12 protein-coding genes and 1 pseudogene are annotated in these 14040 nt (G+C 47.5%); 5 read left to right on the top strand and 8 right to left on the bottom strand.

Going from position 1 to position 14040, the window contains the following annotated elements:
- Positions 1-22: 22 nt before the first annotated feature.
- Complete coding sequence (locus AACY98_RS02840) at positions 23-457, bottom strand: YgiW/YdeI family stress tolerance OB fold protein (RefSeq protein ID WP_339801341.1); 435 nt, start codon at positions 455-457, stop codon at positions 23-25.
- A 285-nt stretch (positions 458-742) separates the two neighbouring features.
- Between AACY98_RS02840 and AACY98_RS02835 the strand changes: the two genes are divergently transcribed.
- Positions 743-1528, top strand: coding sequence for a hypothetical protein (locus AACY98_RS02835; protein ID WP_339801340.1), 786 nt, complete (start codon positions 743-745; stop codon positions 1526-1528).
- A gap of 128 nt (positions 1529-1656) precedes the next feature.
- On the opposite strand, the gene AACY98_RS02830 is transcribed toward AACY98_RS02835, so the two are convergent.
- The 7 genes from AACY98_RS02830 to AACY98_RS02800 form a co-directional block, all read right to left on the bottom strand.
- Positions 1657-2736: a hypothetical protein gene (locus AACY98_RS02830; RefSeq protein ID WP_339801337.1), complete on the bottom strand. Its 1080-nt coding sequence runs from the start codon at positions 2734-2736 to the stop codon at positions 1657-1659.
- Between the two features lie 273 nt (positions 2737-3009).
- Complete coding sequence (locus AACY98_RS02825; protein WP_339801335.1) at positions 3010-3585, bottom strand: DNA-3-methyladenine glycosylase I; 576 nt, start codon at positions 3583-3585, stop codon at positions 3010-3012.
- A 278-nt stretch (positions 3586-3863) separates the two neighbouring features.
- Positions 3864-6788, bottom strand: a complete 2925-nt coding sequence (locus AACY98_RS02820; RefSeq protein ID WP_339801332.1) for an autotransporter outer membrane beta-barrel domain-containing protein — start codon at positions 6786-6788, stop codon at positions 3864-3866.
- Positions 6789-6933: 145 nt separating this feature from the next.
- The gene (locus AACY98_RS02815; protein WP_339801329.1) at positions 6934-7761 is read right to left on the bottom strand and encodes a DUF1281 domain-containing protein; all 828 of its coding nucleotides are present in this window, start codon (positions 7759-7761) and stop codon (positions 6934-6936) included.
- 16 nt (positions 7762-7777) lie between these two features.
- Positions 7778-8251 carry a hypothetical protein gene (locus AACY98_RS02810; RefSeq protein WP_339801327.1) on the bottom strand — a complete coding sequence of 158 codons (474 nt, stop codon included), beginning with the start codon at positions 8249-8251 and terminating at the stop codon, positions 7778-7780.
- 3039 nt (positions 8252-11290) lie between these two features.
- On the bottom strand, positions 11291-11602 hold the full coding sequence (locus AACY98_RS02805; RefSeq protein WP_423817509.1) for an RNA recognition motif domain-containing protein: 312 nt from the start codon (positions 11600-11602) through the stop codon (positions 11291-11293).
- A gap of 226 nt (positions 11603-11828) precedes the next feature.
- Positions 11829-12074, bottom strand: coding sequence for a hypothetical protein (locus AACY98_RS02800; protein WP_339801325.1), 246 nt, complete (start codon positions 12072-12074; stop codon positions 11829-11831).
- A gap of 126 nt (positions 12075-12200) precedes the next feature.
- Between AACY98_RS02800 and AACY98_RS02795 the strand changes: the two genes are divergently transcribed.
- From AACY98_RS02795 to AACY98_RS02780, 4 genes and pseudogenes are all read left to right on the top strand, one after another.
- Positions 12201-12875, top strand: coding sequence for an SOS response-associated peptidase (locus tag AACY98_RS02795; RefSeq protein WP_339801322.1), 675 nt, complete (start codon positions 12201-12203; stop codon positions 12873-12875).
- Between the two features lie 63 nt (positions 12876-12938).
- Positions 12939-13373 (top strand): LexA family protein, encoded by a 435-nt coding sequence (locus AACY98_RS02790; RefSeq protein WP_339801320.1) that lies wholly within the window; start codon positions 12939-12941, stop codon positions 13371-13373.
- 77 nt (positions 13374-13450) lie between these two features.
- Positions 13451-13807: an SH3 domain-containing protein gene (locus AACY98_RS02785; protein WP_339801317.1), complete on the top strand. Its 357-nt coding sequence runs from the start codon at positions 13451-13453 to the stop codon at positions 13805-13807.
- Between the two features lie 91 nt (positions 13808-13898).
- A pseudogene (locus tag AACY98_RS02780) lies at positions 13899-14040 on the top strand (Y-family DNA polymerase); the annotation flags it as partial.

Below are 14040 nucleotides of genomic sequence, written 5' to 3'. Positions count from 1 at the left end.
GGCACAAGCCTGTGTTGCGCTGTTACGGTTTGACCACCGAAGAAACATCGATAGACACGTGATTCCATTCCCTGTCCACTTCACCGGAGATAACCACCACATCCTGCGGCGTGATCTGCTGCCCGCGCCAGACACGGTGATCAATCTCCACCTCAATGCTGCCGGTTGCGTCAACAAACATGTAGGTTTCATCGCCCAGACTGCGGGTAATGCTGCCCTGCAGGGAAACCCGGGCGTCATCCCGCATGGCCAAAGCCTGCTGCACGGTTACCAGGTCAGGCCCGGGCCCGCTGAACCCGCCCACATTATTGACACGGTTCACCTCATTGGCCATGACATCAGCCGCAGGCACCAGCATCGCCAGCGACGCCACCAGCGCCATGATAAAACCGTATTTTCTCACACCGGGTTGAACACGCTTGCCCGATTGACTTTGAACCACAGAATTTTTCAACATATTTTACCTCTCTATCAGTAGATGACGGCACACATCCAACAGACATGTCCGGGTTAGCCTGGCATTTCTCCCCACAGAGGAAAAATGCGTCCATGTATGAAAGGATATCGGCCAAATATTAAAAACTGGTTAAGAGCAATAAAAAAACAGGCCGGCAGTCCTGCCAACATACATATCATCAAAATAGGGATGGCAACTGCATCTTGCGAATGATGGCAGAATACAGCACAGTAAGGCCATGCTTTCCTGTGGTCAGATTGCCTCATTTTGAAGTTTGAGTTCGATATGCGTTTTTCTTTGAGCCAGCCCGGTATCTGGGTCTGCGCATTTTTCTTTGTTTTATTGACCGGGTCGGCCCATGCCAGCGCAGAAACGCCGCAGGCCTGTGTGGCAACAGCACAAACACCGCTGGCCAAGATGGAATGTTTCAGAGGGCTGCCTTACCGGGCTGACGGCGCACTGGACGAGCATGGCCGCTGGACAAGCTGGGCCGATCAAAGCCAGGAATTTGCATCTGCCGGGCTTAATTGCAGCGGCCTGACGACCGCCATCAGCCGCGCCATCTGGGGCCAGGCCTTGCCACTCAATGAAGCCAAGCGCGACCGGCTGGGTGACTCCGGCCCGGAAGCCCCCATGGGAGAAGACTGGGATTTTGGAATTGACCTGATTTTGAACCTGACGGACGGACTGCCCCGTCAACTGATCCCCAACCCGTATGCAAACCAAAACGTGGACAGCCATTTATGGAATGCGCTCGATTTACGAGGCGTTGACGTTGACAGCAGCGACTTCGCTGCCATACTGTCCCGGTTGCAGGCTGACCGCATATATTATTTTGCCATCTCCAAACCGGACGGCAGATTCAAAGGCGGCATTTCGTTTTACCATGTCGGCCTGATTTTGAAAGACGGCCAGAATATCTGGATGTACCACGCCACCGAGAAAGGTGGTGTTTACCGCGTTAATCTGGCAGGAGAAAGCGGGCTCGCCTGGTTCAGGCGCTACTACGGCGCTTCACCCAGAGGCCCCAGGCATATACAACTGGTGGAAGTGCCGCTGACCGCTGGCTGATCGCTGATGGCTGATGGCTGATGACTGCGCGGCAGTTAAACAGCCGGACATTCTGAAAACACTCTGCCGGTATTCCCTCTCTGCCTCTCTGGGGTTGCCTTTGAGGTTACGTCTGGCAGGCACGCCAGTCAATGGCTGGTTTCAGGAAATGCATCCAAATAGGCATTCGCTATTTTTGTGAGCCATGGCCTTTCGCCATTGTCATCAATGAGAAATTCCAGGAAAAACTCGGATACCTCCGCAGATGGATGCTGGCTGAGCTGTGTAAACAGATCTTGCCATGACTCTTTATATAACCCGCTCTGATAGATCTGCATGGCAAATGGAGCCGCCATCTGGGATTGGGTTATAAAAAGGGCGTTCATGATGTAGCCTACTGTAGAAGCGCAGACCGTTTCCTTGTTCGCCAGGATATCATGCAGGCGTTTTTCGGATAAGTCTCCTGCAAACTCCAATGCGGCAAGTACCGTTGCATCGTGATAGTGGGCCGATGTGGCCAGTATATCGTCACTCCACGGATAGGAGTCAAACGCGGCATTCTGAAGGTTCAGGACGGTCTGCGTTTCCTCGTCCGTCATCCGCTTGTAATCATTGTGTCGCACAAACTGTTTAAAGCTGGTGATGCATTCTTTTTCTGTTAAGGTGAAGTGGGAAAACTGAAAATACTTGAGTTTGTCATGCGGGTAGACAATGCTTTGCGGGCCTGAAATGACAAGGGTATTGACCGGCTTTGCCTGAAGGGCGGCTGCGGTGGCTTTATGGTGCCCGTCAAGCAATGTACACAGGTAGCTGCCACAGTGGTAATAAGCAACCGCACGGCAACTGTCCTGCTGCTGGTAGTGCTGCACCCTGTGCATATTGAACCGCTCAGGCACCTGACTTGGCAGCAGATAGTGCGGTTTAGGCGAGCTGTAGCTGTATCTGTCAGCATCCCAGGTTGGGGCTGTAGCCGGATTTACCGATGGTGTGTTATCGATCGCCCAGAAAAAACGGCCGTTTCCATCCGTAGGAAAAAGTGCCTCATCTGAGAGCTGGTAGTACCCTGTTTGCAAAAGCCCCAACAGGGGTTTTAAGTGATTAAATGAGGTTTCAATATCGGTATAGGGTGCGTTTAATTTTTCACCCAGTTGGCCAAGCAGTAATTTGCTTTCTTCTGTGCTGTCCAGCCCATACCCTGCGCAAACCAGTTGTTCGCAAGTAGGGCACATGTACTCATCGCCATGAAATTTAATCAGCGGAACCGCACCCCAAAAAAGGCAGCATAGCCCATGATTTTGGTAGGATCCGCATTTTTCATAGAGCAAGCCCTTACCATTTTTCACATAAAAAACGATTGCTTTTGTGCTTTGCTTAAGCAGAAGTATTTCTGTATCACTTTTTTTAAACAGCGATCGTAACTTCATCAAACCAGCCACCTGCAAAAGATTGAACGATGAAGAGCACTGAGAAAGTTATTTCTTCTTAAACGAGCATCAGTGGTTCTATTTTCTGCAAAAGCAACCCACCAGATGGTCATTCACAAACCCTGCGGCCTGCAAATAAGCATAACAGATTGTTGAGCCAAAGAATTTAAAACCCCGCTTTTTCATGTCGCTGCTCATGGCGTCTGACTCAGGCGTGGATGCCTGTGCGTCCTTGAGCGATTTGAGCTGATTGATAATCGGCTTTTGCCCCGGCAAAAAAGACAGGGTGTAGTTGTAAAAACTGCCGAATTCTTTTTGGACGGCTATAAAAAGCCTGGCATTGGTGATGGCGGCTTTGAGTTTGAGCCGGTTCCTGACAATGCCCTCGTCCTGCATGAGCCGCTCCACATCCTGCTCGGTCATTTGCGCCACTTTGTGCACGTCAAAATCATAGTAGGCTTTCCGGTAGCCCTCTCGTTTGCGCAAAATGGTAATCCAGCTCAAACCGGCCTGGGCACTTTCCAGCATGAAGAATTCAAAAAGTGCCTTGTCATCTGTGACAAGCCGGCCCCATTCTTCATCGTGGTATTGAATGTACAGGCTGTCCGTCCCGCACCAGCCGCATCGCCCATTGATTAAATCTTCGGTTGCCATCAGGTAGCTCACTGTCAATAAAAATTTGCTGAAAATGAATTATACAGTGGCTTTGCAAGCCGCTGACCGATACAAACCGGGCGAATGGCGTCAGCGTGACCCATGTAATAAGAAAAACAGGTTAGATGCATATGCATACATCTAACCTGTTCTTTAATCTGGTTGCCCCATCATCTGGACTTGAGGCCTTATCGGCAAACCTTCAATATCAAAAATTCATAATGGGCAACCAATTTCCGGGGCTCAACACTTCATTAACTTTTGAGAAGTATTGAACATCAGAAGTTATATTTCACACCAACCATGCCTCCATAGCTGCTATAACCGTTATTCCCCCAGCGCCCATTGACATGGCCCCATACCTGCCAGCCGTCGGCAATCTCTCCTTGCAGGCCGACCTTCAGTTCATAGGTGTTTTGGGGTGTATCATCACTGAGAGCCACACCGTTAAACGATAGTGAGTTCTGCTGGTCGCTGTACCACCAGTTAGCCTCAACAAACGGTTGGATGGCGTTTTCGTTCAATTTGTCGCGACTGTAAAAACGGGCACCCACGCGGGCGATCATACTGTCTTCATCCCCATTACTCACCCAAGTGCCGTTGATCTCCCGGTGATCATCTGCGCTGTAGCTGTTGAAGGCGATTTGCACCTGTGGTTCAATCATCCATTGCCGGGTTTGTCCATCTATGGTGATAAAGGCATAACCACCTTCGGCAGAAACAGTCCAGCCGCTGCTGTCATAGCTTTCTTTGGCGAGTCCGCTGCCTTTGACTTCATTGTTAAACCAGTTATATTGTCCCCACAGATCAATATAGGGACCTGTTGGTTTATTTTCATTGCCATACCATGTGAAGTAGGCGCCAACGCTATAGCCATCCACCTTACCACTGGCAGTCCCACTAAATCCGCTGTTTGTATAGAGCTGTCTGGTATCTGCGTTGATATCACTGCGGCCATATGCTCCCATCAAACCAAAATGCATGCGGTCATTACCGTTACTGCTCCACCGGGCCAGGTCGCCGCCCAGATGCACCACGTAAGTGTCTGTATCCAAATCAATCTGCCCATTTGCAGCCCTGCTGTCAGTCTGGTTGCCCGATATGCGCACCCAGACTGCCGGCGCCTGTTCTCCCTCCCGGTACTTATCGGTAAACTGGGGTTCCCCTAAGCGGTCATGTAAGGTATGAACAAACATGGTGCTGGCCGCAGCCATGTTGCGCAAATAGACGCCGGTTTCTGAGCGTACCTGCCCGGTCGAGCGCAAATACCAATTCCCATTGTCTGAATTGGCCCCGACACCGCCCTGATAAAGTGAATATTCATAGACCCCGGCAACAACCCGGTTGCCCAGTCTAAATGAGCCGTCCGACTGGCCTGCAACACTGACCAGCTCAATACCATCTGCTGCGGTGAGTGCACCAGCACCATTTGCGTTGACAACTTGCAGTATGGTCTGGCCTGCCGTATTGCCTTCAACCACCAGTCGATCTGTTGGCGAAGCGTCTGCGCCCAGTTCCGTATTTAAAACAACGGTGCCGTTGTTGCCGGTATATTGATTATGTACGGTCAATGTATTGAAATTTCTGCCGACAGGGCTGGCATAACGGATCACGCCGGCATGGTTTAACGACGCCACATCTGAACTGGCAGTCATATTCCACGTACTGCCACCGTCCAAATCAAAAGCAGTGCCATTTGTGGCTTTGCCGCTCCAGGCAGCACTGCGCAAATTCAGGTTGACAATACTTGTCGCATCTGCCTGAATGTCTCCGCCCATCGTCAGGTTACTGGCGGTCAGGTCAACCGTGCCCGCCTGATTGCTAGCGTCTGCACGGGCATCAATCAATATACCGTTATTTTGTACCGTGCTGCCATCAAGCACCACGGTAATCTGCCCACCTTCAGCATATAAGCTATTGCCTTGCGTACTGGTTAGCTGCCCATTACTTTGATTAAGCTGGATTTGCCCGCCGCTCTCAGCCACCACAGCATGTGCATTGCTGCCTGTTGTCACAACGCTGGTATTGTCGGCCACAATAGAAGAGCCTGCTGTGCTGCTGTACAGCGCATATGAATCCTGACCTGATGTTGTGACCAGGGTGCCATTGCCGATCTGGACAATACCTCCCGTACGGGCACTGACCCCCATGGTTCCATCGGCAGCAACCTGAACCGAACCGCCGACCATTGTGACTTGTGAACCGGCATCGCGTGACTCAATACCATCACTGCCTGTACCGCTCGTAATAATATCTGTATTGATAACAGTTGCCGAACCACCATTGTAGGCACGCACGCCAACCGCTCCGGCACCGGCATCACCAACAACGTCGGACCCGCCTGAAGTGGTGATCGACGAGTCTCTGATGGTGCCAAAAGCACCGGTAGATACTGCAATGCCTTCCCCACTATCCGTGCTTGTATTAATCGCAATACCTGTCAGATCAAACTCCGCACCCTGTTCTACAGCCAGTGCAGCACCGGCAGTTGTATTCAGTTTTGTCGTGACTGAACCCCCGTTCATAATCAGTTTGCTGCCTGCACCTGATAGCTGAACCGTATTCGAACTGCCTGTATTGATGAGTGCCACATTGGTCAAATCCACAGTTGAACCACTGACAATATAAGCAGCCGCAGTGGTGCCAATGGTTTCAATGGTCATGTCTTTTGCTGTCACGTTAGCTGCGTTTGCAGCATACAGGCCATAGTAATAGCTTGTAATACTGCCACCGCCGTTCATTTCAGCCTTGCCCTGAGAAACATAAACACCATAAGAGCTTGACGAGGTACTATTGATGTGTAAAGCACCATTCGAAATGAAAAGAGAGGTGGTTCCGGAAACTTCAACCCCTCTGCTGGAGGTACCTGTCTGGGTAATGGTTGTATCATGGTCAAGCGTAACTTGCCCGCCAGTACCCACATAAACGCCACGTACACTGCTTCCGCCAGTCACGATATTAACCGTTCCGGTACTGGTTACCACACCGTTATTGAGCGTATAGATACCATAGCCGGCAGTACCTGTGGTCGTGCCCGTATCATACGTCCCCGATGCAGTCTCAGAAGTGCCGTTGGCGACCACTTGTGCCGCCTGCGCTTGCTCTGCGACAGTGGTTAATGCAATTGCAATGGCAGAAGTTAGAATCCCCAGATTTTTATATTGTCTTGATTGAGAATATGGTTGATTTGCCCTTAATTTCATTTGTAAAGTTACTCCTTTGTACCTTGCATTTTTAGAAATTCATAATGCGTGGCATTTAGCTTGGAACGATAGCGTTTTCGATGTGCAACGTAAAGCCTGGTTTCTGTTGTCTTCTCGAAATAGATAACGGGAATATGTGAAATTTTTAACATTTCCTTATTTTTTGAATTCCCCCCGAAAAAGTATGCATGACGTCACAACCGTACATTTCTGATAAAGAGGAAATAACCCGTTCTCCAGGCGGGCTCCATAAAGTATCAAAGTCAATTTCCATCTCTGCCTTTGTATGCTGGCTGATCCTCACATTCAGGCCATGAGGCCATCTGGTTTCATAGAGGTCATGGTATAAGTGAAAAGTCGACTGGTAATCGAACAGGTTCCCAGATGTTCCATTTATTTCCGCAAACAACTGCGTGGGAATGAGGAAACGCATATCAAATCCAAACGATATGGGCATTTCATCAAGCATCTGCCAGCATTGCTGTGCGGTTATCTCTTTTTCTGTGAACGGAAGATCAAACCAGTCACCGCTTTTTTGAGAAAAAAGCGCACTGACAATGTTTTGCTCGGTATGACTCAGCGTCTGCCAACTGCGAAAATCCAATCCGCTTTCTTCATAGAGAAGGCATATCTCTTTGGATATGCTGGTATTTAAATCCGGCTCTGTTTTCAGCAGAATCAGCCAATCTGTAAACGCTTTGTTTTGGGGTGTATTGGCACCGATTCCTGCCTGCACCAATTGAGGATATATCTGGAATCCGACAGGGTTTATGGTCCTGAGCAACCCCGCGCATCCTGCAACAAACAGTTTTCTACTTTTCTGAATCGCTTCTTGGTGAATTGGGCGCAAATTGGCACTAAAAAGTTTTTTCATCTCAGTGACATGCTCTTGAGCACCATTGATAACAAGCCGATTTGAAAACCAATCCTGCATTTTATTTTCTCCAAAACGAGCTTTTCGAATAAACCCCATCACAAAAATTCTGTTGCTACTCAGCCCTTCGGAGCCTGGCCTGTTTCTTTTTTCGCATTGAATCTCTGGGAAAGCGCCTGACCAACTCCATCACGTCTTCGAAAATCTGGATGTTGTGCACAGTCACATCGGTACGCATATCAAGACCATTCTTCATTGCAAGTTTGTTGGCAGTCCTAAAAGTCTCTTCAAACATTGACTTCGGTATGCCCGTAATAATGTGCGCCCCATTGCCGTAGATGTCTTCCAATACTCTTTTTATCTCAAGAAGCAGTGCCTCAAGCTTGTTGTTATCAATATACTTTGCCAAACTGAATATCGATGAAAGAGCAGACTGGTAGTGCATTAATGCCTGGCTGAAATCCTTACGGCTCAATTCATTTCTTGCCTGACTTAAATCCCAAAGGATAGAAAGCTCTCTGCCCTGCACCAGTGACAAATCAGTAACCTGTTCTTTAATTGCTCTTTTCTCATCTGCACTTTCAGTCATATTCAGCCCTTTCTTTTAGCACTTGGCCATGTTGATGCTATGGCTCCCAAGGTGAGATCAAACTATTCATCTGTCAAAAATCGTACGGTCTTTTTGCGCACACCTCGCGGCTTATGCTCCTGGCAATAACATGTATCGCACCAAATAACTTTTCTTACTGCTGTATGCACTGTGGCTCCTGTGCTGATGACTTTCCCGTCTCTATCGATAACCAGCGCCTTAAGGCCTGGGCCCTGTACATCTACGATGAAACCATTTCGATCAAGATACTTCTGCAGCTCTTTGGCAAGCTTCATTTTGTCTCCTCCAAAACGAGCTTTCCAAATATGAACCACCGATAAATGGTTCGGCCCGTTTGGCGACACCCATCTATCTGAATAGATGAATGTGCACTGTCCGTTTGTTGCCTGATCTCAAAATTTCTATTTTCTTTGTAAAGAAAATGAGATATTTCCCACTTCCTTTGCACAGAACTGCAACCTCCTTACCACTGCCAGCCCATGCCGAGATGGAACCACCTGGCCGAGCAGCGTAGCGCCCGAACAAGATAACAGCAATGAATTTGGAATAACTTTTTTCATTTCCATCTCTCCTGCTCTCTTTTCACATATAAAATACACAAAACTTCATACCCATTGAATTTTTGAAAATCTCTTAGAAAGAATCAGCGTTTTATTTCTCAAAAAAATACCTGAAAATAATATCTGGTTGCAATGATCAAACGTTGAAGTTGCCCCTGCGTGGCTGCCATATTGCAATCCAGCAGCTCAAAATTAAAGAACAACGATGACGGGCACATAGTCGTAAATGACTTATCCCGCTATGATGCGAACTGTTAGAACTGTTAGTAAAGGAATGCAGTTTGTTGTAAGTCCATTGGTCATCGTGATTTCAGAAGCCAAGACTTATAGCCCAATGCCAGTCCAGCCCCAACGGACAAACTGCTCAGACGCGTAGACGTCGCGCCAGCAAATTGGCAAGCTTTATCCCCACCCGCCTTTGATTGCTGCGTCTGACCAATGACTTTTTGCTATCTTTGAAGCCATTACGCATCGCATTAAAGACTGATTCCTCGCCGTTTTATGCGCTCCGTTCATTTGATCTCCAACCTGTTATTGCACTTTTTATGAGCTCGTACTCTTTGTGCACTTTTTTTTCATTCTATCAAGCGCAATTTGGCTTATAGATTTCATACGCGTTAAATAAGTCACACTTTTCGTGTTTATCAGCCACGTGGTTGTGCTTATCAGACACAATATGTGAGGCGTTGATTTTTCTCTGATCTGCAATTAACTGAAGTACTGTTGATGCCTTTGCCACTACATAAAGTGAATGAGACTTCTTTACATTACATACCATTGACAGCCTTCACTGATAGATGTATTCTCCGTCTGCGTATCAAGAGCCCATTCTTTATACACAGAGTTAATGTTTGTTAACTTAAATCCCTGTCCCGCCCTTTACGGCGGGATTTTTTATCTGCGAGCGTTCACGAGTAGAACAGGAGGTTTTCTGCTCCAGTGGCCAGATATCTGCATCGCATTTACGTACACACCCATTGATTTCATTCATCTGTCACTTAATTTGCCATTTATCCGGCCGTTGATTGAGCTGCCCCTCGCTGTGTGGGCTGCAGCTATCTTCACATCCGACATGCTTTTCGGATTCCTGACGGTTGAGATGATTTTTTAAATTTTGGTGAGCACGATTTCTTCTTTTCTTTTGCCCCATAAAAAAGCCGCCTACTCATCATAGACGGCTGCCTCGTTATCCGGCGAATAAAAAACCACCTCAAAAGACAGTTCATATTCTATAAATCGGTTTCTGAATCTTTCCTTATTTTAAGCATAAAGCCTCCCAGCACCTTGCTAACATATGCGCTATAGCATACGTCGCTGGGAGAGTAGCATGGTGATGATTTGGTATATCCAACCATCGCAAAAGCACAAAATATCACTGCTAGTATTTTCTTCACTGACCTCTCCCGTTCTTTCTCAACTCCCGCGGTGGAATGGTATTTTTATCTACCCACAGGTCGCGCTTGTTGGTTTTGACATCTTCCTGAACCGCGTATAAATGCTGATGGTTTTAGCGCACTGAACATAGGCCCAAGCAATGCCTACCTGCTTTCAGGCACATCTATGGCAAAACAATGCGCACCCTCACTTGTTCATAATTTCCAGGTTCGCCACAGCAGGCCTTAAGAGTATCGCCGTCTGTGATGTCGACGACTAGGCAGAATTGAATTTCAAACATTGATTAAACAGTTTTTTTGAACACCCACCTGTAGAAGAAAAACGAAGCGATCAACGATGTTACATAAGCCATCACTACTATATATGTAAACGTCCCGGCTATGGATAGAGAGAGCGAGACTGGAAGGAGGCTCAGCAACGCGTAAAAAATGATCCAGGTCAGCAGTATTGTTAAAAACAGGCAAATAAAGTACCAAACCAGGGACAGCGCGGCAACACCCCATCTTTTGTATAAAAATTGGAACGTCAGCTTGTTAAGTAGTTTAGATGCTATAAACGTTATAGCCATGGAACAGCATAACGTAAAGGCAAAGTAAACAGGCAGCGTGATCGCCATGTACAAAAAATCGGAAACGCCCATGTCTGCTCCTATAATTGGTTTGCCATACTATAGTTCCGATCAAGGCGCATGACCTAATATGCCATCTTTACCGGGGGTTTTTCATCCGTCCACCACCGTACTGAAGCTGCACCACAACATACGCCTCATACCCCGGAAACGGGTTTACCATCGTGTAGCGAGTACTGATGATCACGTTCGCCAGGTTTACCTCACTCCCCCATTCAGACAGACGATTGCGAATCGGCGCAGGTGCATGTCGAGTTAACAAGGCCAAAGCCACCGCCAAAATGAAGTCGATAAAATAATTGCGGAAAAATTTTAAGGCTTCCTGAGTGCATCAGAAGCGGTATATATCACAATCAAATTTCTTGTCGCTTGAATAAAAAAACCACCTGATGGTGGTTTTTTTTATAACTTAATCTTTTTATTGATTTGATGAGGTTACCATCTTTTACCGTAACCTTCTCTATTAAAGCCGCTTCTATTTCCGTTGCTAGGCCTTTCTTCACGAGGCCTTGCTTCGTTAACGATCATATCTCGGCCATCCAATGATTTTCCATTTAGACCTGAAATAGCAGATTTGGCATCACTAGGATTACTCATCTCTACAAAACCAAACCCCTTGGAGCGGCCAGTATCACGATCCATTAAAACAGTAGCAGAACTAACAGAACCATATGCTCCAAAAGCACTTTCAAGGTCACTGCTACTAACAGAATAAGATAAATTACCAACGTACAATTTGTTACTCATTTAAGGAGCTCCTAAAAAATATAAAAATATGGTGCCCCTTAAACAAATCAGTAAAAAATCACTTAAAGTAACAAACCATTCCAGCTACCCACTATACATCAGATCCTAAATTTATGTTTATTTAATAACACAAACAAAGATCAGCAGACACTGTGACTTAAGAGTATTGCAGAATACCCACTACAGTAAGACAGCAAAAGACATAGCGGCCCAGCTCTAGAAAAGCTTACGTATTTAAGCCATTTTTCCCGCACCAGTGATAAAAACCTTCAATATCGTCGTTGTTCAAACCGTTCAAAAGTCCAACCAAAGTATCTAAAGCCTCCTGAGCATAATTGCGCCGCGTTGTGTTGTCTTTTCCATGTCCGGTATGCGACTGTGTTAAACGCAATGCTTCAGGATTTTGCCTCAGATAAGCATGAACGATTTCTACTAATCTCTGTTGAAATTTTGCATAAGTCGTCTTATTCATTTTGTCTCCTTAATTGAGCGCTCATAATTTTGCATTCTAAAGGAAACTTAAAATAAGCCAAGTAATATTTATCTTTGCGTATCCCACAAAAATAGCGCTGTTTTTTAAATCGTTTACAGTGGGTACATGTGTGGTCGTTTTGTCCAATTTGCCGGAGTTTTCGAGTACCTTGAAGCACTCAAACCCCAGCAAGAACTCTTCGGCGGTTATGACAACATCCCCATCGGAAAATACAACGTCGCGCCTGCCACACTGGTCAAAATCTTTTGCAGCACCGAACGCGGCATTTCCATTGAAGCTTCACGCTGGGGCTGGAAACCAGCCTGGGCCAAAGATAACCGTCCGCCGATGATCAACGCCCGCTCTGAGACTGTTGCAGACTCAAAGTATTTCCGTCCGATCTGGCCGCACCGTTGCGTGGTCCCTGCCAATGGCTGGTATGAGTGGACAGGAGAACCTGGCAAAAAGCAGCCTTATTACATTCACCTTAAAACCGAAGAACCCATGTTCTTTGCCGCCATTGGTGAATTCTCAGGCCACGTTGAACATGACGGCTTTGTCGTCATCACGGCCGACGCTCAAGGTGGCATGGTGGATATCCATGACCGCCGTCCTGTCGTCCTCCCTCCTGCGCTTGCCCGTGAATGGCTGGATCCATCGACCACATCTAAACGGGCCAAAGAAATCCTGGAAGAAGCCTCTCAGCAATCAGAACACTTTACCTGGTACAAGGTTGACCGTGCCGTCGGCAATGCCCGTAACCAGGGTGAACGGCTGATCAAACCGCAAAATAAATCCTGATCGCGGTACTATGACCACGCCCATATCTTGAATACAGGCCCGCAGGCATAATATGCAGTGTCTATGAGCAGTAGAAAAGACAACCCCACTTCGATTGATCCTACCTCGCTGACCTTACCGATGGCGGAATCATCCGTGCAGGCCGGATTTCCTTCACCTGCAGACGACTTCCATGTCAAGCGGATTGACCTCACCGAAGAACTGATCAAACACCCCCAGGCCACTTTCCTGTTGCGGGTATCCGGGGACTCGATGAGAGATGCCGGCATTGATGACGGCGATACCCTGATTGTAGACCGGGCAATTAAACCAGCCCACGGCCAGATCGTTGTCGCTGTGATCGATGGCGATTTCACTGTGAAGTATCTCTATAAAAAGCCCGGCAAAGTCCGGCTTCGCCCTGCCAACCCCACCTATCCTGAGATCACCTTCAAGGAAGGCCAGACCGTTGAAATCTGGGGTGTCGTGACCTCCTGTATCAAACGCTTCCAGGTCTAGCTGAAAATTTCATCAGTTTGCAATATACTGTATAAAAATACAGCATAAGGCTGTATGCTCATCTCCAAGGAGACCATGTGAAATTCATCGCTATTGGCATGCACCGCAGTGAGTTCCCCGAACCAATCACCTTTGCCAAGGGAGCTCTTCTTGTCATTGGAGAGAAATATGAAGGCCCTGAAGGCTGGGATAACTGGTATTTCTGCTCCACAGCAGACCAACAGGAAGGATGGATTCCGGGTCAGATCATTGAATGGATTGATACCTGTAATGGCAAAGCTGTTGAAGATTACACGGCGAGTGAACTGGATACTGACGAAGGCGATGTATTAACGGCTTCAAAATCCATGAACGGTTGGGCGTGGTGCTGCCGCGCCTCTGATGGCCAAAGTGGTTGGGTTCCACTGGAGATTTTGCGAAAAATTGACGAATGATACAGGTTCATATGGTGCATCCGATGCTGAACTAATCAGCTACCCCATGTGAATACATACAGTGCAATCTGCCTGAAGTTGAGGTGATGTTGTGTTTGCGCTTTTAGATGGGAACAATTTTTACGCCTCATGCGAACGCGTATTCCGGCCAAGTTTGCAGGGCCGTCCTATCGTCGTACTCTCCAACAATGATGGCTGCGTCATTGCCCGCTCTGAAGAAGCCAAAGCCATTG

It is taken from the genome of Saezia sanguinis, assembly GCF_963921665.1.
GTDB classification, from domain to species: domain Bacteria; phylum Pseudomonadota; class Gammaproteobacteria; order Burkholderiales; family Burkholderiaceae_C; genus Saezia; species Saezia sanguinis.
The sequence above is the reverse complement of the archived record's forward strand: the minus strand, read 5'-3'. Positions and strand labels throughout refer to the sequence as shown.

Coding starts and splice junctions, on each gene's coding strand:
- AACY98_RS02840 (WP_339801341.1), bottom strand. CDS start 457: ATGTTGAAAAATTCTGTGGTTCAAAGTCAATCGGGCAAGCGTGTTCAA.
- AACY98_RS02835 (WP_339801340.1), top strand. CDS start 743: ATGCGTTTTTCTTTGAGCCAGCCCGGTATCTGGGTCTGCGCATTTTTC.
- AACY98_RS02830 (WP_339801337.1), bottom strand. CDS start 2,736: ATGTGCCCTACTTGCGAACAACTGGTTTGCGCAGGGTATGGGCTGGAC.
- AACY98_RS02825 (WP_339801335.1), bottom strand. CDS start 3,585: ATGGCAACCGAAGATTTAATCAATGGGCGATGCGGCTGGTGCGGGACG.
- AACY98_RS02820 (WP_339801332.1), bottom strand. CDS start 6,788: ATGAAATTAAGGGCAAATCAACCATATTCTCAATCAAGACAATATAAA.
- AACY98_RS02815 (WP_339801329.1), bottom strand. CDS start 7,761: ATGGGGTTTATTCGAAAAGCTCGTTTTGGAGAAAATAAAATGCAGGAT.
- AACY98_RS02810 (WP_339801327.1), bottom strand. CDS start 8,251: ATGACTGAAAGTGCAGATGAGAAAAGAGCAATTAAAGAACAGGTTACT.
- AACY98_RS02805 (WP_423817509.1), bottom strand. CDS start 11,602: ATGAGTAACAAATTGTACGTTGGTAATTTATCTTATTCTGTTAGTAGC.
- AACY98_RS02800 (WP_339801325.1), bottom strand. CDS start 12,074: ATGAATAAGACGACTTATGCAAAATTTCAACAGAGATTAGTAGAAATC.
- AACY98_RS02795 (WP_339801322.1), top strand. CDS start 12,201: ATGTGTGGTCGTTTTGTCCAATTTGCCGGAGTTTTCGAGTACCTTGAA.
- AACY98_RS02790 (WP_339801320.1), top strand. CDS start 12,939: ATGAGCAGTAGAAAAGACAACCCCACTTCGATTGATCCTACCTCGCTG.